This is a genomic window from Arthrobacter liuii (assembly GCF_014639275.1).
Taxonomy (GTDB): domain Bacteria; phylum Actinomycetota; class Actinomycetes; order Actinomycetales; family Micrococcaceae; genus Arthrobacter; species Arthrobacter liuii.
In genome coordinates, this window is record NZ_BMFW01000003.1 from 200210 (window position 1) to 219036 (window position 18827).

The window sequence follows — 18827 nt, forward strand, 5'->3', positions numbered from 1 at the left end:
TGCGTTCCAGGCTGGCAGACGCAGCCGGCGGGTCAGCCCTTCCGGGCCGCTGCTGTCCTGGCAATCAAGACCTTCTCGTCCACCGGCGCCTGCCCGTTGGCCCGTTCGCTGCGGAAGTGCGCACGCGCGTCATCCTGGCGTTCCTTCTCGGCACCCGTTGCGATGGCAGCCCGGACGTGCTCCTCTCCGTACCCGAAGGCGTCCACGAGGTCGAGGGCATGTGGGCGGATCTTCTCCAGCAGCCTGTTGATGTACCCTCCCACGGTGCGGGCGCGCTGCATGGAGAGGCGGCCGTTCATGAGGTACCAGGACAGGTTCTTCTCGATCAGGGACAGCCCGAAGAGGTCCCGCAGCCAGGTCAGCACCTTCCTGGTTCCGGGGTCCGCCACCTGCTGCAGGGCCTCCGTGAAGGCCTCCCACTGCAGCAGTTCGGCATGGGCCTGGGCGGCATCGATGAGTTCATTCTGATGCCGGTTGAACAGGGCCGCACCCTTGTCCTGCGGAAGCCGCTTGCTGCCCTTGAGTGCGGCCCCTGCCTCCGCCACCATGGTCTGCACCCTGTCGGTGAGGAGGGCACGCTGGCCTTCCTCATCCCGAAGCGCGATCGCGGCCCTTTGGACCGAACCTGTGTCTGCCACGAACTGAGCCACCTGGCGCAGGCCGGTGCGGTGGACGGCAGCGCCGGCAGCCTGGTTCACCACGTACCGGGCAAGGACACCGAAGTCCACGCTGCGGAATTCCTTGGCGTAGTCAGCCAGCAGTCGCTTGGCCACCAGTTGAAGCAGCACCGTGTTGTCGCCCTCAAAGGTGGCGTACACGTCCAGGTCGGCGCGCAGCGACGCGAACCGGTTTTCGATGAGGAACCCGGCGCCGCCGCAGGCTTCCCGGCATTCCTGCAGCGTCTCCAGGGCATGCCAGGTGCTTAGGGGCTTCAGCGCGGCTGCCAGGGTTTCCAGGTCCTGGCGGTCCGCGTCGGTGTCATGGGCGCCGGAGAAGACATCGTCGAACTTCTGCAGGAGCTGTTCGTGGGCAAAGCCTGCGGCGTAGGTGGTAGCCAGCCGGGTGAACAGGCGCCGCTGGTGCCGCTGGTAGTCGAGCAGGACTTCTTCCTCGGTGTGGGAGGAAGCGTTGAACTGGCGGCGTTCAGTGGCGTACTGGATGGCAGCCTTCAAAGCCACCTTGGAGGCGGCCACGGCTGCACCGTCCAGTGACACGCGGCCCTGGACCAGCGTTCCCAGCATGGTGAAGAAACGCCGGCCGGGGCTGGCGATGGGAGAGGTGTAGGTTCCGTCGGCGTCGACGTTGCCGTACCGGTTCAGGAGGTTGGTCCGTGGAATGCGGACGTTGGTAAAGTGCAGCCGGCCGTTGTCGATGCCGTTGAGGCCGCCCTTGATCCCGTCGTCCTCCCCGCCGATCCCCGGCAGGAAGTCCTTGGATTCCGGGTCACGCAGGTCAACGAAGAAGGCGTGCACCCCATGGTTGACCCCGCGGGTGACCAGCTGGGCAAAGACCACTGCGCCCAGGCCGTCCGTGGCGGCGTTGCCGATGTAGTCCTTCCAGGCTGCGCGGAAGGGGGTATGGACGATGAACTCTTCGGTTGCAGGGTCATAGGTGGCGGTGGTGGCGATGCTGGCTACATCCGAGCCATGGCCCGTCTCCGTCATGGCGAAGCAGCCGGGGATTTCCAGGCTCATGATTCCCGGCAGCCATTTGGCGTGGTGTTCTGTGGTCCCCAGGTGCATGACCGCGGATCCAAAGAGTCCCCACTGGACGCCGGCTTTGATCTGCAGCGACGGGTCAGCCACCACCAGCTCCTCGAACCCGGCGATGTTTCCGCCGTGGTCGTCGGAGCCGCCCAGTGCCGCCGGGAAGGCGCGGTGCACGGCTTCATTGTCCACAAGGTATTTGAGCTGGTTGAACACGCGGGCGCGGTGTTCGGTGTGCGTCAGGCCCTCGGTCTTGTGCAGTTCCGGCCTGGCGGCCAGGTCCCTCGCCTGGAGCCGGACGCCGGCCCAATTGCCCAGGAGCTGCCGGCCCAGTGCCTCAACGTCGACGGCGGGCGCGGGGCTTTCGCCCACGGGGTTGGCTGCATGCGTTGCCACGGGGCGAGGCCCCTTGCGGGCGGGGCGGTCCACTACGTCAGTCATGTCACAGTCCTTCTTTGGCGGATAACTTGGTGGTCGGTGAAGCGGGAGTGAGCTCGGGGGCTATGCCCACGCACAGCCACGCCGTGATCTGGCGTGCCATGGTCTCCTGGGTTGGCTTGGTGGGGGAGTCCGGGGTGCTGAGCCACTGTTCGCCGGCGTTGCGCACCAGGCCGATCGCCGCCTTTGGCCAGTAGCCGATGACGGTTTCCTTGTCGTCGCCCAGGTGCGACCGCATGGGGGTGGCGATCATGTCCGCAATTGCGTCAAAGAAGTGGCCCAGCGGGCCGCCTGCCGCTGACGGGTGCGGCGGGTTGGCGGGGTCGCCGGAGGCATAGCTGGTGACGAACGTGTAAACGTTGGGGCTGGTGTCCGCCATCTGCAGGTAGGCCGACACCATGGCCAGTAAACCTTCCCGGGGGGTCACGGCGCTTTGCGCTGCTTCCCGGATTCGGTGCTGCATCTGGCTGAGGACCACTTCGCCCACGGCCTGCTGCAGCCCGGCCTTGTCCCTGAAGTACCGGTAGAAGACCGACTTGGAGGTCCCCGCGGCCGATGCAATGTCTTCCATGGACGCGTCGCTGCCCAGCGCGTGCACCGCACGGCGTGCCTGCTTGATCAGTTCGCGGCGCCGTTCCTCCCGGTGGCTCTGCCAACGTGCCGAGCGGCCATCAGGACCGGCGGGGGAGGGCAATTCGATAGCCAGTGGGAAGTTTGAGTCCTGCAAGTTCACGATACCCAGCGTATCAGGTACGCTGGGTATCGGTAACCACATGTGACCAGAGGAGCCCTCCATGCCCATAGACGGACAGTCCACGCCCACACCTGGCGGATCAGTGCCGGCCACCGTCCCGGAAACCCGCAGGGCAGTCATTGTCGGCGCTAACAGGATCCCCTTCGCCCGCGCCGGGGGCGCCTATGCAAAATCCTCCAACCAGGACATGCTGACGGCTGCCCTGGACGGCCTGATTGCACGGTTTGGCCTCCAGGAAGAACGGATCGGCCAGGTAGCCGCCGGTGCCGTGCTCAAGCATTCCAGGGACTTCAACCTCACCAGGGAAGCGGTCCTGGGTTCGGCACTCTCCGCCGAGACTCCCGTATACGACCTTCAGCAGGCGTGTGCCACGGGACTTGAAACCGTGGTGGGCCTGGCCAACAAAATCAAACTGGGCCAGATCGATTCCGGCATCGCCGGCGGCGTGGATTCAGCTTCCGACGCGCCGGTAGTGGTCAGTGAGGGGCTCCGCGAAGTCATCCTGGACCTGCACCGCGCCAAGTCACTTCCCCAGCGGCTGCAGATCCTGGGCCGGCTCCGGCCCAAGGACCTGGCACCGCTGGCACCCGGCACTGCAGAGCCGCGTACCGGCCTGAGCATGGGTGAGCACCAGGCCCTGACCACTGCACAGTGGAAGATCTCCCGCGAAGCGCAGGACGAACTGGCACTGAACAGCCATCACAACCTCGCTGCAGCCTACGAGTCCGGGTTCTTTGATGACCTCATGACCCCCTATCGCGGCCTGACGCGTGACGCCAACCTGCGGGCGGACACCTCGCTGGAGAAGCTTGCTGCGCTGAAGCCGGTGTTTGGCCGGAACCTTGGCGCAGATGCAACCATGACCGCAGGCAACTCCACCCCGCTCACCGATGGCGCCTCCACCGTGCTGCTGGCTTCGGACGATTGGGCAGATGCCCGCGACCTGCCTAAATTGGCGTCCGTGATCGACGCCGAGGCAGCGGCGGTCGATTTTGTCCACGGCAAGGACGGGCTGCTGATGGCTCCCGTGTTCGCTGTGCCCAGGCTCCTGGCCCGGCAAAACCTGACGCTGGCGGACTTCGACTATTTCGAAATCCATGAAGCATTCGCCGCCACCGTCCTCAGCTCCCTCGCTGCATGGGAAGACGACGAATTCGGCCGCACCCGCCTCGGCCTGGACGGTGCGTTCGGCATCATCGACCGTTCCCGCCTCAATGTCAACGGGTCGTCGCTGGCGGCAGGCCACCCCTTTGCCGCAACAGGTGGCCGCATCGTAGGTACACTTGCCAAAATGCTCCACGCCAAGGCGGCCTCCACCGGTCGCCCGGCGCGCGGCTTGGTATCCGTTTGCGCAGCCGGCGGCCAGGGCGTCGTCGCGATCCTGGAATCTCTGTAGGGGGCCGGCGTGGCGGATACATACACCCAACTGGTCAACAGCGGCCTGGGCCGCAACCTTGCAAAGAAACTCAACCTTCCACAGCCCGCCGTCCTGCGCCGTTACAAGCCCGGGCAGCCGCTGGTTATTGGACCTGTCGTTGTCCTGGGGGATACTCCGGGGGCGGACAAACTCGCTGCCGAACTGCTGTCATGGGACCTCGACGTCAGGCGGCACGCCGTCCCGGCCGAAAAGCTGGGCGCAATCATCCTGGTCCTCGATGGGCTACAACACCCGTCGGACCTGGAAAAGCCTGTGCTGGCAGCGGCAGGTTCCCTCCGCGACCTGCGGTCCGGCGGCCGGATCATCACGCTGTCCCATCCGTCGGCCGAAGCATCGTCGCCCGAAACGGCAGCGGCGCGGCAGGGCGTGGACGGCTTCCTGCGGTCGCTGGCCAAGGAACTGCGGTCCGGCGCAACCGGTAATGGCGTACTCCTTGCAGACGGCACCACAACCACCAGCCCCAGTGCACTGGGCGCGGTGCGTTTCCTCCTCTCAGGCCGTTCAGCATTCGTCGATGGACAGTTCCTGACGGTCTCAACGGAGGACGGCGCGCTTCCCGCCGAACCCGAACGGCCACTGGCCGGAAAGGTGGCAGTCGTCACCGGCGCAGCACGGGGCATCGGTGCCCAGATCGCCAGGACGTTGCACCGCGATGGCGCAACGCTGATCCTGGTGGACATTCCAGCAGCCGGAGACCAGCTGGCAACCGTAGCCAACGAGGTTCGGGGTACCGCCTTGCAGCTCGACATCACCGGCGCCGACGCTGGCCAGCGGATCATCGACCACGCCGCGCAGCGGCACGGACGGTTGGACATCGTGGTGCATAACGCCGGCATCACCCGGGACAAGCTGCTGGCCAACATGGACCACACACGGTGGAACGCGGTCATCAACATTAACATCGCCGCGCAGCTCCGCATTAACGAGGCACTGTTGGCATCGGAACACTTCCGGACTTCCCCGCGTATCGTTTCAGTTGCCTCCACCAGCGGCATCGCCGGAAACAGGGGGCAAACCAACTACGCCGCATCAAAGGGGGGAGTGATGGGAATGGTACGTGCCACCGCCCCGCTGCTCGCATCCCGTGGCGGCACCATCAACGCAGTGGCCCCCGGATTCATCGAAACCGAGATGACCGCCCGCATTCCCTTTGCAGTCCGCGAAGTGGCGCGGCGGCTGAACTCGCTTCAGCAGGGCGGCCGTCCGTCCGACGTCGCCGAGACCATCGCGTTCCTTGCCAGCGACGCCGCGGGCGGAATCAACGGGGAGGTGCTCCGGGTTTGCGGGCAGAACCTGGTGGGGGCATGACGTTCCAGGAACCGGTGGTCCTTGCCGAGATGCCGTCGTTGTCCAAGCTCTACGTCAATGCCGCCGCCCAGGCTGCCCGGCGCAGGCTCCTCGGAACGCATGACTCGGCGGTCCTCCCGGAAGTTAGCCACGAAGCCAGGGGCGTCACCGTGGGCGTCGAAAACCTTACGGCTTACCAGCACCTGATCGGTGAGACGGCCAGTGATGTCCTGCCTGCCGGCTTCATCCATGCCGTCGTGTTCCCGCTGGCCATGAGCGTCATGAACCGCGACGATTTCCCGTTGCCCCTCTTGGGGATGATCCACCTGCGCAACAGCGTTGAGCATCGGTCACCGCTTGTCTTCACTGCCGTCCTGGACATGGCAGCCCGGGTGGAAAATCTCCGCGGCCACCGTGCCGGTACGCAAGTGGACGTTGTGGCGGAAGTGCGGCTCGCCGGCGCCAGTGATGTCCGTTGGCGCGGGGTTTCCACCTACCTGGCCAAAGGGGTGTTCCTCCCTGGGATCGACAAGCCCACGGCCGTAGCCGGTAAAGCTGATTTCACGGCACCGGACCCAACCGCGCTGTGGCAGCTGGGCGTGGACACGGGCCGTGCCTACGCCGCGGTCTCGGGGGACTTCAACCCCATCCACTTGAGTGTGCTCTCGGCCAAGGCCTTGGGAATGCGGCGATCGATAGCGCACGGCATGTACCTGGCCTCGCGCGCGCTGGCGGATGTCGGCCCTGCCCGTGGCGACTCTTTCGCGTGGGACGTGGAGTTCGAGGCCCCGGTTTTCCTCCCCTCACGGGTTGCCCTGGAGATCGGGACCGAACAGAGCTGCTCCGGGGCGTGGAAGCACTCCCGGTATGTCGCCTGGAACCCGCGCTCCGGGCGACGCCATTTCAGTGGCACCGTTTCAGCCCTTCAACCCCTGGCCGGGTGGCCGGCTTAATCCTGTGGGCGCAGAGCCCGCAGGATTCGATGGAGGCTCAGCAGGACCGATTCGGAGGCAGGGACGGTTCCCTGTTCCGCCGGCCTTTCGGCGGTGGCAGCCATGCAGGCTTCCACCGCCGTCCTGGCGGCCTTATAGGCGTCTGCACCCTCCTGGTCGTCAATATCCGCATGCACTGACAACAGCTCTCCCGTTGCTGTGATGGCGTCCGCCAGCGGTTCGTTGTCCTGCAAGGGGATGGCATACGGCACGTCGTCTTCCCAGATCACATCCGAAAGCACATCCGTCATGTCCTGGATATGGAACGTGACGCGCTCCAGGTCCCGCAGGTCCCGGTAGTCTCGGTCCACGTCACGGGGGTGCAGCTTGCGGCGGGGATTGGCCCTGCGGCTGGCATCGGCTTCCTTCACCAGGTGCCGCACCGAGCTTGCGGCCTCGGCCAGTTCGTCCGACCTGCGCGACCACTCCTCGTGCTCAGGGGGCCACTTTTCCTTGAGGGCGGCGCCCATGTCAGTGAGCTGCCTGCCAAGGGCGAGCCGCAGCTCGGCCAGGCTGGACGCCGCAGCGTTGAGGTGCAGGGGTGGAAAGATCAGGAAATTCACGGCGATGCCCACCGCCACTCCTGCTGCCATCTGAACAAGGTAGCCGTACGAAAAATCTTCGGCGTTACTGCCGCCGACCAGCAGAACCAGCAGGGCCGCCGTCGGAATCCAATCACTGCCTGAACCGATGCCCGGCAAGCCGCCCAGCAGGACACCTACCCCCATGAACACGGCGACTGTCAGGGGTGAGGGCTCGCTGATGCTCACCAGGACAAAGGCAAGGCCGATTCCTATCGCCAACCCCGCAAGGGCCTGTGCCCCCTGCTTCACGGACCCGGCGACATTGTGATACATGGCCACCAGGGCGCCCAGCGGCGCGTAGTACGCGTAGTGCGAGGCGGCGCCCGGCATGAGGGGTGCGATGGCGAACGCCAGCCCTGCGGCAATGGCCGCTTTCCCTGCCAGTTGCAGGCGCTGCGCCGCGAAGGCAGCAGAAAGCCCCGCCACTGATTGTCTAAGTAGTTGGGTCCCCCGAGCCCACCGCGCATCCGGCCGTGCTTGAGTATTGCCCATCCGGACCACAGTAAGCCCGCGGCCCCGTCAGGACAAGCTGGCCGCGGCTCGCCGCACCTCGGCGGCAAGGCGGTGGGCCCGGCCCGGCGTCCGCCCCTCCTCCTGGCGCCGGGGGATGTAGCCGAAGCCCAGGCCGTAGCATGGGTCGGCAAATCCGAGGGCCGCGTTGGCACCTTCATGCCCGAATGCCCTGTGGCTGCCGAAGTTCCGCGAAGGGTGGGGTTTCATGAAGACGACGGCGAACGCATTGTCCAGGCCGGAGGACCGGTCCAGGCCCCACACCTGCTCCAGGGTCATGCTTGCCACCGTGCCGGCCGTGAGGAACGGTTTGCCACCATCGACGCCGGTGGTCGCTGCCGCATACAGCCGCGCCAGACCGACCGCGGACCCCACACCGCCGGCGGCGGACATGCCCGCGGCACGCACGGAACGGATGTTGGGCAACTCCATGATCGTGCCGATTGGGGCGTTGTTGTTGATGCCCTCGAGGCTGAGGGGATCAACCCAAGCCTGGCTGGGGTCTTCCTCGTAGAGCACATCCTGGTATCGGGTTTCCAGGTCCTCGGGAAGCCCCAGGAAGAAATCCACCTCCTGCGGTTTCCGGATCCTGCGCTCGTAAACATCCTGGAGCGACTCGCCTGCAGTCCTGCGGCACAGCTCCTCCATGAAGATCCCAATGGTCAGGGCGTGGTAACCGAATTGCCGGCCCGGCTCCCAGGCAGGAGCAGCGGCAGCGAGCCGGGCCGCCGCGCCGGCTGTGGTGAACTCGTCCAGGCCAAACCCACCCTCGACGCCCATAAGACCTGCCCGGTGGGACAGCGCCTCCCTGACCAGCAGCTTGCCTTTGCCATGTGCGGCAAATTCCGGCCAATAATGGGCAATTGTCCGGTCAAGGTCAAGGATGCCGTCCTGGACAAGCAGGGCAATGACCATTGCAGCAACACCCTTGGAGCAGGAATAGGCGCCGGTCAGGGTTTCGCCCGTCATCTCCGGGCCGCCCGTCAGGCGTACCACCGGCGCCCCGTTGCGGTAGGCGGCCAGCTGTGCGCTGTAGCGCGGATCCCCGCCAAGGAAGGACTCAAACAGGGCAAGGACGTTTTCGTACCCCGGCGCCACGAAACCCAGAGAAGTATGCATGCTCTCGAGTCTATGGGGAAGGCGGTTTCCTGTTGGGGGACTACCCTCGCTTAGGCTCCGTGTCCCGGTGCAACTTCCTCACCAGGCCGGACGGGCCCCGGCGGTGTTCCTTCTCCGAATGGGCGGCCGCCCAGGGACTCCCGGCCGTGGTCCTCCAGCCAGCCGCTCAGATCAGGGCCCGCAGGAACGATGCCGGTGGGGTTGATGTCCTCATGCACGATGTAGTAATGCCGCTTGATCTGAACAAAATCGATGGTGTCGCCAAAGCCGGGGGTCTGGAACAGGTCCCGCGCGTAGCCCCACAAGTTGGGCATCTCGCTCAGCTTCTGCCGGTTGCACTTGAAATGTCCGTGGTACACGGGATCGAACCTCGCCAGCGTGGTGAACAGCCGCACGTCTGCTTCGGTAATAGTGTCACCCACGAGGTAGCGCTGACCCGCGAGGCGCTCCTCAAGCCAGTCCAAGGCCGTCCACAAGCGTTGGTATGCCGAATCGTACGCTTCCTGGGAGCCAGCGAAACCGCAGCGGTAAACCCCGTTGTTCACCTCGGTGAAAACGCGCTTGTTCACCTGGTCTATTTCACCGCGGAGGTGCTTCGGATAGAGCTCCGGTGCACCCGGCCGGTGGAACTCGACCCACTCGGTGGAAAAGTCCAAAGTGATCTGGGGGAAGTTATTGGTGACCACTTCGCCGCTGCGGACATCGACGATGGCGGGCACGGTGATTCCACGCGGGTAGCCGGGGAAACGCTTGAAGAAAGCCTCCTGCAGGCGCCCTATGCCCAGGACCGGGTCCACGCGGCCGGGATCCAGGTCGAAGGTCCATGAACGCGCGTCATGCGTGGGGCCTGGCTGGCCCAGCGATATAGCTTCTTCCAGCCCGAGCAGCCTCCGGACAATCACTGTCCGGTTTGCCCACGGGCACGCCCTGGCGGCGATGAGGCGGTAGCGTCCTGCTTCCACCGGCCACCCGGGCTCGCCATGGCTACCCGGAGAAGCGTTCCTGGTGATGCGGTCCTCGATGTAGTTCGTATCCCGGGTGAACTCCGCGCCGCCTGTCACATAGGCTCCACGTGTGCTGTGCCCATCGGTGCCGTCGGTCACTGTGGGGGTGCTTTCCGTTTCCTGGCTCATGCCACAAGCCTATGCGCCGCCCGACCGGTCTAGGCACCTTCCAGCAGGATTATCGAGATGGGCTGCCAGGCCACCAGCCAGGCCCCAGCCACCAAAAGGGTGAACAAGGCAATCCAGACGCCGGACGGAACGGAGGTGGCGCGGTACAGGAGGTAGGCGTCGGAGCTGCTGAGACGGTCCCGACGACGTATGTGGACGTTGCTGAGTTTAAGCAGGTCGCGGACAGCGGCCACCAGGAGTGCAAGGCCGAAGATGACGGCCACGTGCCCCACGACGGGAGGTGGTGCAAAGAAAGTGAGGGCGGCCGTGCCGGCGATGGCGGCGGCCGTGATCACGAAACCGGCAAGATTGCGGAGGAAGAGGAATGAAGCGGCCAGGACCAGCGCGCTGATGGCCATGGCTGCCGGCCCCCATCCGTGAAACCCACACCATACGAAGGCGGCGCCCACCAGCGCCGGTACCGGGTATCCCCAGAAACACGACCAGGCAGCAGCCACCCTGCTCCGGCTGTAGCTGGTGGTGGTTCCGGAGTGGTCAAGCCGCAGGCGGATTCCGGACAGGCGCTGCCCCGACGTCAGAGCTGCAAACGCATGGCCCAGCTCATGGGTGGCGGTGGCCAGGAGCCCGAAGTAGCGCCAGCTGCGGCGCGGAATGGACAGCACGACGGCGGCCGCCAGGGACAGAAGCATCTCGATCCAGGTGATATTGGGTACGTCTGTCTGCGTGAACGCCGCACTGAAGGTGTTCCATAAGCTCGTGGGGCTGTCCAACGTTTCCTCCTGGTGCCGTTCCGGCGTCGTAAGTGCCGACGTCGTATGTATCATGCCCAAGGCTACGCAGCCCAGCTTGGCGAAGGCTTAAAACCGAAAGGCACGCCTGTTGCGGCGTGCCTTTCGGGCAGGACCGGACGCTCCTGCGCCGCGGGAAGCTTGTTGACTAGCCTTCGCACTCGGTGCAGTAGCTGTGGCCGTCCTTTTGCCGGGCAATCTGGGACCGGTGGCGGACCAGGAAGCAGGAGTAGCAGGTAAATTCATCCTCAGCCTGGGGGATGACCTGGACTACGAGCTCCTCGGCGACGAATTCGCCGCCAGGGACGCCTGCGCCGTCCAGCCCGTCAGCTTCGTCCAACTCCTGCACGACACTGCGTGCATCGGGAGCATTAGCTGACTGGAGCTGCTCGAGTGAGTTGTCCTGCGATTCCTTAACGTCGGAACGCAGTTCATCGTAATCGGTTGCCACTTTAGGTGCTTCTCTTTTCTTTGATTGGCTGTCGGGTATGAAACGTACAGCATCAGGCCGGTATTCCCCAACAGGAAGCGTAGATCCGCTGCCTGTTGGGTAATGGTTCAAGGGAGAGGCCGCGGGGTTGTCACCGCAATAAGGCTGTACGGGCAGTGGAGGGACAGCCGTGCTGATCCCTCTGCGTGAGGAAAGGGGCAATGTGTGGAACAACTCACCGCAGAGTTCGGCGGCGCAGGACAGGTCGGTGTAGGCGTCGGTCCTGTGCTTGAGAAGTTCAACGACGTGTCCAGGATTGTTGTCCTGCGCGGAGGAGGGTTGGGTGACCTGATCTTCGCCATACCGGCCGTGGCTGCACTGAAGGCGGCTTATCCGGGATCAACAATCACCTTGCTGGGCACGCCGGTCCACAGGGCGCTGCTGGGAGCCCTGCGGAGCCCGGTCGATGCGGTGGAGGTCCTGCCCTTTGCTGAAGGAGTCAGGCCCGGGGACGAGGACCCAGACGACCTGGACCGCTTCTTCACCGACATGCGCAGCCGCAAATTCGACTTGGCTGTCCAGCTTCACGGCGGCGGACGGTATTCAAATCCCTTCCTGCTGCGGCTCGGCGCCCGGCACACCGTAGGCACCCGGACGGCCGACGCAGCCAGCCTTGAGCGCACCATTCCCTACCTCTACTACCAGCATGAACCCCTCAGGGCTTTGGAGGTGGCCGGGTTCGCGGGGGCCTTTCCCGTTGACCTTGAGGCCCGACTGGCACCCGCCGACGGGGAAGCAGCCCCTGGCACTGACGACGGCGACGGCGGCCGGCCGCTCGTGGTGATCCATCCCGGCGCTACCGACCCCCGCCGTCGTTGGCCCGCGGACAAGTTCGCCGAACTGGCTGCCGCCTGCGGGGCAGACGGCTCGCGTGTGGTCATCATCGGGGATAAGAGCGAGCAGGATCTGGCGGAGGGGATTGCCGCCAGCGCGGCCACCGGGGCCGTTCGTTCCGTAGCCGGCGCGCTGGACATGGCAGGGCTTGTGGCGCTGCTGGCGGAAGCTGACGTTGTGGTGGCAAACGACAGCGGACCCCGGCATCTTGCCCAGGCACTGGGTGTCCCCACTGTTGGCATCTTCTGGGCGGGCAACGTGATCAACGCGGGGCCGCTGGGGAGGAGCCTTCACCGCGTGCACGCCTCCTGGGTTACGGAGTGCATCACGTGCGGGATAGACGTCACCCAGGTTGGCTGGACGGCGCAGCGCTGCACCCACGATGATTCCATGGTGGCAAATATCGGGGTGCCCGACGTCTACGAGGACGTCCGCAGCCTGACCTCCACTAAGTTTGCGAAGCAGGACGCATGAGTGGCATGCAAATTGCTGGTGAAACCGGCGCTCAGATTCCCGCGGATGGTAAACCGGAGCTCCTGGTTCTCCGTGCTTTGAAGCTGGGGGACCTGTTGGTGGCCGTTCCTGCGTTGAAAGGCATCCAACGTGCGTTCCCGGAGCACCGGCTGCGTTATGCGGCGCAGGGGTGGCTGTCCGAGGCCCTGGGCTTGGTGGGCGGCTACGAATTGTTGCCGACGCACGGCCTGGATGAGCCGCTGGCGATGGAACCGGGTTTGGTGGACGTGGCCGTCAACCTGCATGGGAGCGGCCCGGAGAGCCAGGGACGGATCGAGGCGCTGAAAGCCCGGCAGACGGTTGGGCACCGAAGTGCGCAGCGGGACGGGCCGGCGTGGCGGCCCGAATTGCATGAACGTGAACGGTGGGTCAGGCTCCTGGAATGGCATGGAATAGAAGCGGATCCGCTGGATGTGCAGCTGAACACGCCCCACATCCCCAGCCCCGTGCCCGGCGCAACGGTGCTTCACGTGGGAGCCGCTTACGGCAGCAGGCTGTGGCCGGCGGAGCGGTTCGCTGCGGTGGCAGCGGCACTGACGGACGCCGGACACCAGGTGGTGTTTACCGGTGGTGAGTCTGAAAGGAAGCGGGCCGAGGAAGTGTGCCGTCTGTCAGGACTCCCCGGCACCGCCGTGTTGGCCGGCGTGTTGGGACTGGGCGAATTTGCGGCCACAATCGCGGCCGCCCGCCTGCTGGTCTCGGCCGATACGGGCGCCGCGCATCTGGCATCTGCGTACGGTACCGCTTCCGTGGTGCTCTTTGGTCCGGCCCCACCCGAAATCTGGGGTCCGCCGCCGGGGCCCCATGTTGTCCTGACGCGTGCGGAACTACGGCGTGGAGATACGTTCGCAGCCCAGCCTGACCCCGCCCTGCTTGCCGTGGAGGTGGCCGATGTGATGGCAGGCGTCAGGGCGCTGGGGGTGCTCTAGGTGTATTGACCACGGACGTTAGGAACACGCGGCGTGGTTAGGTGACAAAAAGAAGACCTCCAAGTGGAGTGGGGCTTGTCTAGAGTCCGAACCACAAGGAGGTCTTCAATGTCCCATGCTAACGCGCTCCTGACGCCCAAGGGACGGCTCCGCCTTGCAAGATGCATCGTTGACGACAGATGGCCGTTGCGGCGGGCAGCTGAACGTTTTCAGGTATCCGTCACGACCGCCGCGCGGTGGGCGGCCCGCTACCGGGCTCTTGGTGAGGCCGGAATGGAAGACCGCTCCAGCCGGCCCGTCAGGTCCCCGCGTCGGACCTCCGTGCGGCGGGAGCGGCGGATCATCGCGATCAGGGTCAATCGCCGGTGGGGACCGGCACGGATCGGCTATCTGCTGGGCATCCATCCCTCCACGGTGCACCGGGTGCTGTCCAGATTCGGGCTGGCGAAGCTGGCCTGGCTGGACCGGGCTACGGGTGGTCCGCCGGTATGAGCACCACGCCCCCGGGGACCTGGTCCACGTCGACATCAAAAAACTCGGACGAATACCTGACGGCGGCGGCCACCGCAGCGTCGGCAGGACGGCCGGAAACCGGAATAAGACCGGTACCGCGGCGAACCGGCGACCGGGCTACGCGTTCCTGCACAACGCCGTCGATGACCACTCCCGGCTCGCCTACACGGAAATCCTGACCGATGAGAAAAAGGAAACCGCAGCCGGATTCTGGACACGCGCCAACGCCTATTTCGAGTCCCACGGAATCACCGTGAAACGGGTCCTGACCGATAACGGCTCCTGCTACCGCTCATACGCGTTCAAAGACGCACTGGGACCGGCTATCAAGCACAAACGCACCCGCCCCTACCGGCCCCAGACCAACGGCAAAGTCGAACGATACAACCGCACCATGCTCGACGAATGGGCCTACGCCCGACCGTACCGCTCAGAGACCGAGCGTGTTGCCGCTTTCGCCGACTGGCTCCATCACTACAATCATCATCGAGGCCACACCTCACTCAAAGGTCAGACACCGGCCAGCCGCGTCACCAACCTCTCAGGTCAATACACCTAGGCGATGTGGATTCCCGCGTCGTTGATGTGGATCTGCAGGGGCTGGAGGGTAGCCCCCCGGGCCTAAAATTGTGAGCATGAGCACTGAGCTGCAAATCGCCTTGGTGTTGGGAACGGCGTTCCTGTGGATCACCGTGACGCTGACAATCCTCTCGGCCATTGACCGCCCCGAAAGGAAAGCGCGACGCCAGGAGCGGCGCGACGTCCGGGCCGACAAGCGGCGCATTGAGTACCGTCCGGTGGCTGCCGGATCCCATCCCCAGGGACGGAACCGGCATCCACGCGCCCGAAGGTTGCACCCGCACTGACGGCAGTTGCACCTCCGCACGTGCATCGCGGACGGAGCACCCACCCGCCCCCGCGCGGCGGGGCGATCGCCGTCGTGCGTTTCGAATGGTGCGCTGCGCCGCGGGTCAATGCTCCCGGTTAGTCAAGTCTTGACGGGGTTCTTCGGAACCCCGACACTTTCCCGATGGGAGTAAGCGAAGAGTTGCGGGCACTGGGCGATGTGGTGGACCGGTTGGCGGCGAAGTTCCCGGCTCTGCCCAGGGAACACATCGAGGACGTGGTGCAGCAGGAACACAGCCTGCTGGACAAAGGCAGGGTCCGCGCGTTCGTACCGGTCCTGGTTGAACACGCGGCCAGGGAGCGCCTCTCTCGGTAGTCCGTACGGACCGCTTCAGGCTGCGGGCGCGACGTCGATAAGCACCTTTCCGACGGTTCCCCGTTCCACCGCGTCATGGGCTGCGGGAGTCTGCTCAAGCGGGAACCGTGTCAGTGGCAGTCCGTGTTCTTCGCCTACCCGGAGCGCCCCTGCGGCTAGTGCTTGGGTGACGGCTGCTACAGCGTGCTGTTTCTGTTCGTCCGTGACCGTATAGGTAAGGATGAACTGGTAACGGACGTTCCTGGTCATGCTCTCGCGGATGGGAACAGTCAGCGATTCTCCCGGGCTGGCCGCATAAATGGCGATGGTTCCGCCGGGCTTGAGCAGGTCCAGGTCGGCCTCGATGTTGGCAGGAGCATTGACGTCCACGATTGTATCGACGCCGGTTGGGGCCACCTCGCGGACGGCGCGGGCAACGTCGTCCGTGCGGTAGTTGATGACCTTGCCGGCACCTGCGCGGCGGGCGAGTTCAGCTTTCCGGTCTCCGCTGACGGTTGTGATGACGGTGGCCCCGGCCCACCGCGCCAGCTGGATGGCGGCGTGGCCCACGGCCCCTGCACCCCCGGTGACCAGCACGGTCCGCCCCGCCAGTGCCCCGGGGGAGAGCCTCGCAGGTCCATCCTCGTTCGATGTAAGGGCCCGGTGCGCTGTCAGGGCGGGAATCCCGAGCGATGCGCCGGTGTCAAAGGATTCTGGGTCGGGGAGGGCCACTGCCTTGCTGGCGGGTACCACGACGTATTCCTGGGCAGTACCTTCGCTGCCGGCCCAGGCCACGTCCCAGAGCCAGACACGGTCGCCTGGGTTGAAACCGGCCACGCCCGGGCCCACTTGGTCGATGACGCCGGCTCCGTCCTGGTTGGGAACCTTGGGCGCGTCCAGGTTTTTGCTTCCGCTGCCGGCCCGCGACTTCCAGTCGGTGGGGTTCACTCCGGATACGACCAACCGGACCCGGACCTCTCCCTGGCCTGGGTCCGTGAGCGGCCGGTCCCGGAGCGTCAGCACAGATGATGGGCCGGTTGCTTCGTACACAATTGCTTTCACTTCTTCTCCCATGTCCGGATACGTATGGCCTTACCGCTCCAACCTACCGAAAGCCCTTCTGCTCTCGGGCACAGGCAGACGCTTGTGTAGGAAATTAAGGACCCAGCATCCACGAATTTTCGGTGTCCGGCCCAGGTCTTGATCGCCGTACTTTGCGTAGCAGGATGACGAACGGCAGTAACAGCAGTTGCAGGACGCCGGCCGCGACTAAGAGTGCAACGAACAGTGCAAGGACCGGTAAATAGAGGAGAAACACACCTGCGATGGTGGCAACGTAACCGCCGATGAAGCCGAGCACGGTCCCGGCATCCATAACTGCCTCCTGGAAATGACCACGCGGAGGAAGCCACTGCACGACTTATGTGATGATCCAAAATCTTCGAAGGCCCGGTGTCAAGGGCAGGGGAACCCTTGCAGCGAAGATGAGGGGGAGCCGGGTCCGGACTAGGGAGTTGCCGGAAGAGGAGGAGTAGGGTCCGGAGGGCATGAAAAAGGCGCACCCCGTTCGCTGGGTGCGCCCTCTCCGTAGCGCCTGTCAGTCCTTGAAGGCGTCCTTGACCTTTTCGCCGGCTTGCTTCAGCCCGCCCTTTGCCTGGTCTGCCTGGCCTTCGGCCCGCAGGCTCTCATCGCCGGTCGCATTACCGGCAGCTTCCTTGCCCTTACCGCCGGCCTTTTCGGCAGCGTTCTCAATCTTGTCACCTAGTCCCATGGTGTTTCCTCCTCCGGTTGGCAGCCGTTCGCATTCGGCTACGAACATCATAAGCATGCTTAGGATGTTGTTTTCAAGTCCCTGTGGCGTTCATGGGGTCCCCTAGAAACGGGAAGTGCCACGAAGTTGGCGGGGACGGCCATCCGGATCGACGATGAGCCGGTAGATCGGATCGGCCCAGAGTCGGTGGATGGAGGGGACTGGTTCCGGGTGGTGGTGGCGCACCTGCCCAGCCGGGCGCGGCGTACTGCGCCCGGCTCGGTGCCATCGGTCCAGGGCATCCGCCGCGCTGTTCCACAGCTGCAGTCCGGCCCCTTCCGCGTGTAGCTGGGGGTCGTCCTGGTCAAAGCCGAGGTGCTCGGCCCAGAGCTGGAGCCTAAGGTCCTTTGCGAGCGGTTGGGAGCGCAAGGCGCCTGTGCCTGCATCCGGGCTGTCGCCGGCAGATCTGTCCATCACGGCGCAGGTGAGCTCGCTGTCGGTGGTCCAGGACCGGCGGTTGAAGTTATCTGATCCACAGGTGAACCAGGTGTCATCGATGATGCAAATCTTGGCGTGGACGTAGATCGGAGTTCCCTCGGTGTTTTCCAGGTCGAACACACCTACCCTGTCCGGCGCGGCCTGGCGGAGCATGTTAATGGCCCGCACTTGCCCCAGTCGCCGGGGCGGTCCGCCAAGAAGGCCGTCCGAGTCCGGGTACCTGGGCACCACGATGATCACGTTCAACCCGGGGTTACTTTCCAGCGCGGCTGCGATTCCCGCTGCAACCTCAGTTGACCAGAGGTACTGGTCTTCGATGTAGATCAGGGAACGGGCCTGCGTGAAAGCCTTTGAATAGGCGCGCGCGATGCTGCGTTCTCCGCGCTGCGCGAAGGGGAACGGCGGGTGCTTCAGGCCGTACGTTCGCAGCAATTGAACGGCGTGTGGACCGGCCGGTGGTGGAGGCGGAGCAGCATCGGGCAGCGGTTTGGGGTGCCTGGGCATACGTGCCAGGCGCTGCAACAGCATTCGGTACGGAGTCCGTCGGTCCAGCGGGTGGGGGTCGTTCCAGCGTTCAGCGAACACCGCAAGCACATCTGCAACCACCGGTCCGCGCAGTTCGAGGGCGGCATCATGCCATGGGGGCCTTTTCCCGTAGCGGGAATCCATGTTCACGGCCTGCGGATCTCCCGCATGGCCGGCATCGTCCCGACGGCTGTGGGAGAGGTCGAGCCCGCCAACGAACGCCACGTCACGGGCGGGATCGTCACGACGGCGGATGACCATCAGCTTCTGGTGATGGGAACCGAAAAGGCGCACCCGCTGATCCAGCAGCGCCTCCCCGCCGGCGTCGTTGATCTGCCGGCTGAGAAGTTCGTTCGAGCGGCCGCTGATGGGGGCCGATACCCGTTCACCATGGGACCTCCAGACAAGGCCGCGAACTTCCACACCGGACCGGGCCAGCCCGGCGAGCAAGCCGCCGATTGTCGTACCGCCCGCTTCCAGCTGCTCGTCGGCATCACCACGCCAATCCGTGAACCACACGCGGTCTCCCGCCTGCAGGTCGGACAGTTCCTCATGCAGCCTGGCGAAGTACGTTGCTCCATGAACCAGGGGCCGAACAAGGTTGCCTTCCGACCACGAAGATTCTGCACCGCCCGCGTGGACATTGGAGTCTGGGTTTCCCCGCTCGGACCGGTTCAGAAACCACTTGCCAACCGTGCTGTCCACTCGGTGCTCCTTTCGAGGCCCGGGGACCAGGCCGCTGCGGATTCCAACCTAGCCTACGGCCAGACTCAAACCCTGTCGCTTCCAAATGAACCGGGCGAAACAAGCCAAAACCGACAGCGC

Annotated in this window: 18 protein-coding genes and 1 pseudogene; 8 read left to right on the plus strand and 11 right to left on the minus strand. The window is 65.0% G+C overall.

From position 1 onward, the window contains the following. Positions 1 to 32 precede the first annotated feature (32 nt). On the minus strand, positions 33 to 2147 hold the full coding sequence (locus IEW19_RS04830) for an acyl-CoA dehydrogenase family protein (protein WP_188570547.1): 2115 nt from the start codon (positions 2145 to 2147) through the stop codon (positions 33 to 35). Between the two features lies 1 nt (position 2148). After that, entirely contained in the window at positions 2149 to 2919 is a 771-nt protein-coding gene (locus IEW19_RS04835; protein WP_188570548.1) for a TetR/AcrR family transcriptional regulator, read from the minus strand. A gap of 19 nt (positions 2920 to 2938) precedes the next feature. Between IEW19_RS04835 and IEW19_RS04840 the strand changes: the two genes are divergently transcribed. Genes IEW19_RS04840 through IEW19_RS04850 form a run of 3 tightly spaced genes read left to right on the plus strand, consistent with a single transcriptional unit; the run spans position 2939 to position 6576 of the window. Beyond that, a complete protein-coding gene (locus IEW19_RS04840) occupies positions 2939 to 4294 on the plus strand; it encodes an acetyl-CoA C-acetyltransferase (protein WP_188570549.1) in 1356 nt (451 codons plus the stop codon). A 9-nt stretch (positions 4295 to 4303) separates the two neighbouring features. Then, positions 4304 to 5644: a 3-oxoacyl-ACP reductase gene (locus IEW19_RS04845; RefSeq protein ID WP_188570550.1), complete on the plus strand. Its 1341-nt coding sequence runs from the start codon at positions 4304 to 4306 to the stop codon at positions 5642 to 5644. Continuing rightward, positions 5641 to 6576, plus strand: coding sequence for a MaoC family dehydratase (locus tag IEW19_RS04850; protein ID WP_188570551.1), 936 nt, complete (start codon positions 5641 to 5643; stop codon positions 6574 to 6576). Before IEW19_RS04845 ends, IEW19_RS04850 begins: the two co-directional genes overlap by 4 nt. Here IEW19_RS04850 and IEW19_RS04855 read toward each other — a convergent pair. From IEW19_RS04855 to IEW19_RS04875, 5 genes are all read right to left on the minus strand, one after another. Continuing rightward, positions 6573 to 7625 (minus strand): FUSC family protein, encoded by a 1053-nt coding sequence (locus IEW19_RS04855; protein ID WP_188570552.1) that lies wholly within the window; start codon positions 7623 to 7625, stop codon positions 6573 to 6575. The genes IEW19_RS04850 and IEW19_RS04855 overlap by 4 nt on opposite strands. 93 nt (positions 7626 to 7718) lie before the next feature. Beyond that, positions 7719 to 8828 (minus strand): serine hydrolase domain-containing protein, encoded by a 1110-nt coding sequence (locus IEW19_RS04860; protein WP_188570553.1) that lies wholly within the window; start codon positions 8826 to 8828, stop codon positions 7719 to 7721. 50 nt (positions 8829 to 8878) lie between these two features. Beyond that, on the minus strand, positions 8879 to 9961 hold the full coding sequence (locus IEW19_RS04865) for a glutathione S-transferase family protein (protein WP_188570554.1): 1083 nt from the start codon (positions 9959 to 9961) through the stop codon (positions 8879 to 8881). A gap of 29 nt (positions 9962 to 9990) precedes the next feature. Then, the gene (locus IEW19_RS04870; protein WP_229748341.1) at positions 9991 to 10731 is read right to left on the minus strand and encodes a M50 family metallopeptidase; all 741 of its coding nucleotides are present in this window, start codon (positions 10729 to 10731) and stop codon (positions 9991 to 9993) included. A gap of 166 nt (positions 10732 to 10897) precedes the next feature. After that, positions 10898 to 11200, minus strand: a complete 303-nt coding sequence (locus tag IEW19_RS04875; RefSeq protein ID WP_018761323.1) for a DUF4193 domain-containing protein — start codon at positions 11198 to 11200, stop codon at positions 10898 to 10900. A 204-nt stretch (positions 11201 to 11404) separates the two neighbouring features. Here IEW19_RS04875 and IEW19_RS04880 point away from each other — a divergent pair, with 204 nt between their 5' ends. The 5 genes and pseudogenes from IEW19_RS04880 to IEW19_RS04900 all read left to right on the plus strand — a co-directional run bounded on the left by IEW19_RS04880 (position 11405) and on the right by IEW19_RS04900 (position 15250). Beyond that, complete coding sequence (locus IEW19_RS04880; RefSeq protein WP_188570556.1) at positions 11405 to 12547, plus strand: glycosyltransferase family 9 protein; 1143 nt, start codon at positions 11405 to 11407, stop codon at positions 12545 to 12547. Continuing rightward, positions 12544 to 13515 (plus strand): glycosyltransferase family 9 protein, encoded by a 972-nt coding sequence (locus tag IEW19_RS04885; protein ID WP_229748342.1) that lies wholly within the window; start codon positions 12544 to 12546, stop codon positions 13513 to 13515. The genes IEW19_RS04880 and IEW19_RS04885 overlap by 4 nt, the downstream gene beginning before the upstream one ends. A 108-nt stretch (positions 13516 to 13623) precedes the next feature. Further along, positions 13624 to 14587: pseudogene (locus tag IEW19_RS04890) on the plus strand (IS481 family transposase). Positions 14588 to 14663: 76 nt separating this feature from the next. Next, entirely contained in the window at positions 14664 to 14894 is a 231-nt protein-coding gene (locus IEW19_RS04895) for a hypothetical protein (RefSeq protein ID WP_188570557.1), read from the plus strand. 164 nt (positions 14895 to 15058) lie between these two features. Continuing rightward, entirely contained in the window at positions 15059 to 15250 is a 192-nt protein-coding gene (locus tag IEW19_RS04900) for a three-helix bundle dimerization domain-containing protein (protein WP_188570558.1), read from the plus strand. A 15-nt stretch (positions 15251 to 15265) separates the two neighbouring features. On the opposite strand, the gene IEW19_RS04905 is transcribed toward IEW19_RS04900, so the two are convergent. From IEW19_RS04905 to IEW19_RS04920, 4 genes are all read right to left on the minus strand, one after another. Beyond that, a complete protein-coding gene (locus IEW19_RS04905; RefSeq protein ID WP_188570559.1) occupies positions 15266 to 16291 on the minus strand; it encodes an NADPH:quinone reductase in 1026 nt (341 codons plus the stop codon). Positions 16292 to 16385: 94 nt separating this feature from the next. Then, positions 16386 to 16604 carry a hypothetical protein gene (locus tag IEW19_RS04910; protein ID WP_188570560.1) on the minus strand — a complete coding sequence of 73 codons (219 nt, stop codon included), beginning with the start codon at positions 16602 to 16604 and terminating at the stop codon, positions 16386 to 16388. 222 nt (positions 16605 to 16826) lie between these two features. Further along, positions 16827 to 17000, minus strand: a complete 174-nt coding sequence (locus tag IEW19_RS04915; RefSeq protein WP_142133841.1) for a CsbD family protein — start codon at positions 16998 to 17000, stop codon at positions 16827 to 16829. A gap of 102 nt (positions 17001 to 17102) precedes the next feature. Then, positions 17103 to 18707, minus strand: a complete 1605-nt coding sequence (locus tag IEW19_RS04920) for a phospholipase D family protein (RefSeq protein WP_188570561.1) — start codon at positions 18705 to 18707, stop codon at positions 17103 to 17105. Positions 18708 to 18827 lie beyond the last annotated feature (120 nt).

Bases quoted from the DNA above. Each gene is read 5' to 3' on its own strand.
- IEW19_RS04830 (WP_188570547.1), bottom strand. From the start codon at position 2,147: ATGACTGACGTAGTGGACCGCCCCGCCCGCAAGGGGCCTCGCCCCGTG.
- IEW19_RS04835 (WP_188570548.1), bottom strand. From the start codon at position 2,919: ATGTGGTTACCGATACCCAGCGTACCTGATACGCTGGGTATCGTGAAC.
- IEW19_RS04840 (WP_188570549.1), top strand. From the start codon at position 2,939: ATGCCCATAGACGGACAGTCCACGCCCACACCTGGCGGATCAGTGCCG.
- IEW19_RS04850 (WP_188570551.1), top strand. From the start codon at position 5,641: ATGACGTTCCAGGAACCGGTGGTCCTTGCCGAGATGCCGTCGTTGTCC.
- IEW19_RS04860 (WP_188570553.1), bottom strand. From the start codon at position 8,828: ATGCATACTTCTCTGGGTTTCGTGGCGCCGGGGTACGAAAACGTCCTT.
- IEW19_RS04865 (WP_188570554.1), bottom strand. From the start codon at position 9,961: ATGAGCCAGGAAACGGAAAGCACCCCCACAGTGACCGACGGCACCGAT.
- IEW19_RS04885 (WP_229748342.1), top strand. From the start codon at position 12,544: ATGAGTGGCATGCAAATTGCTGGTGAAACCGGCGCTCAGATTCCCGCG.
- IEW19_RS04895 (WP_188570557.1), top strand. From the start codon at position 14,664: ATGAGCACTGAGCTGCAAATCGCCTTGGTGTTGGGAACGGCGTTCCTG.
- IEW19_RS04900 (WP_188570558.1), top strand. From the start codon at position 15,059: ATGGGAGTAAGCGAAGAGTTGCGGGCACTGGGCGATGTGGTGGACCGG.
- IEW19_RS04910 (WP_188570560.1), bottom strand. From the start codon at position 16,604: ATGGATGCCGGGACCGTGCTCGGCTTCATCGGCGGTTACGTTGCCACC.
- IEW19_RS04915 (WP_142133841.1), bottom strand. From the start codon at position 17,000: ATGGGACTAGGTGACAAGATTGAGAACGCTGCCGAAAAGGCCGGCGGT.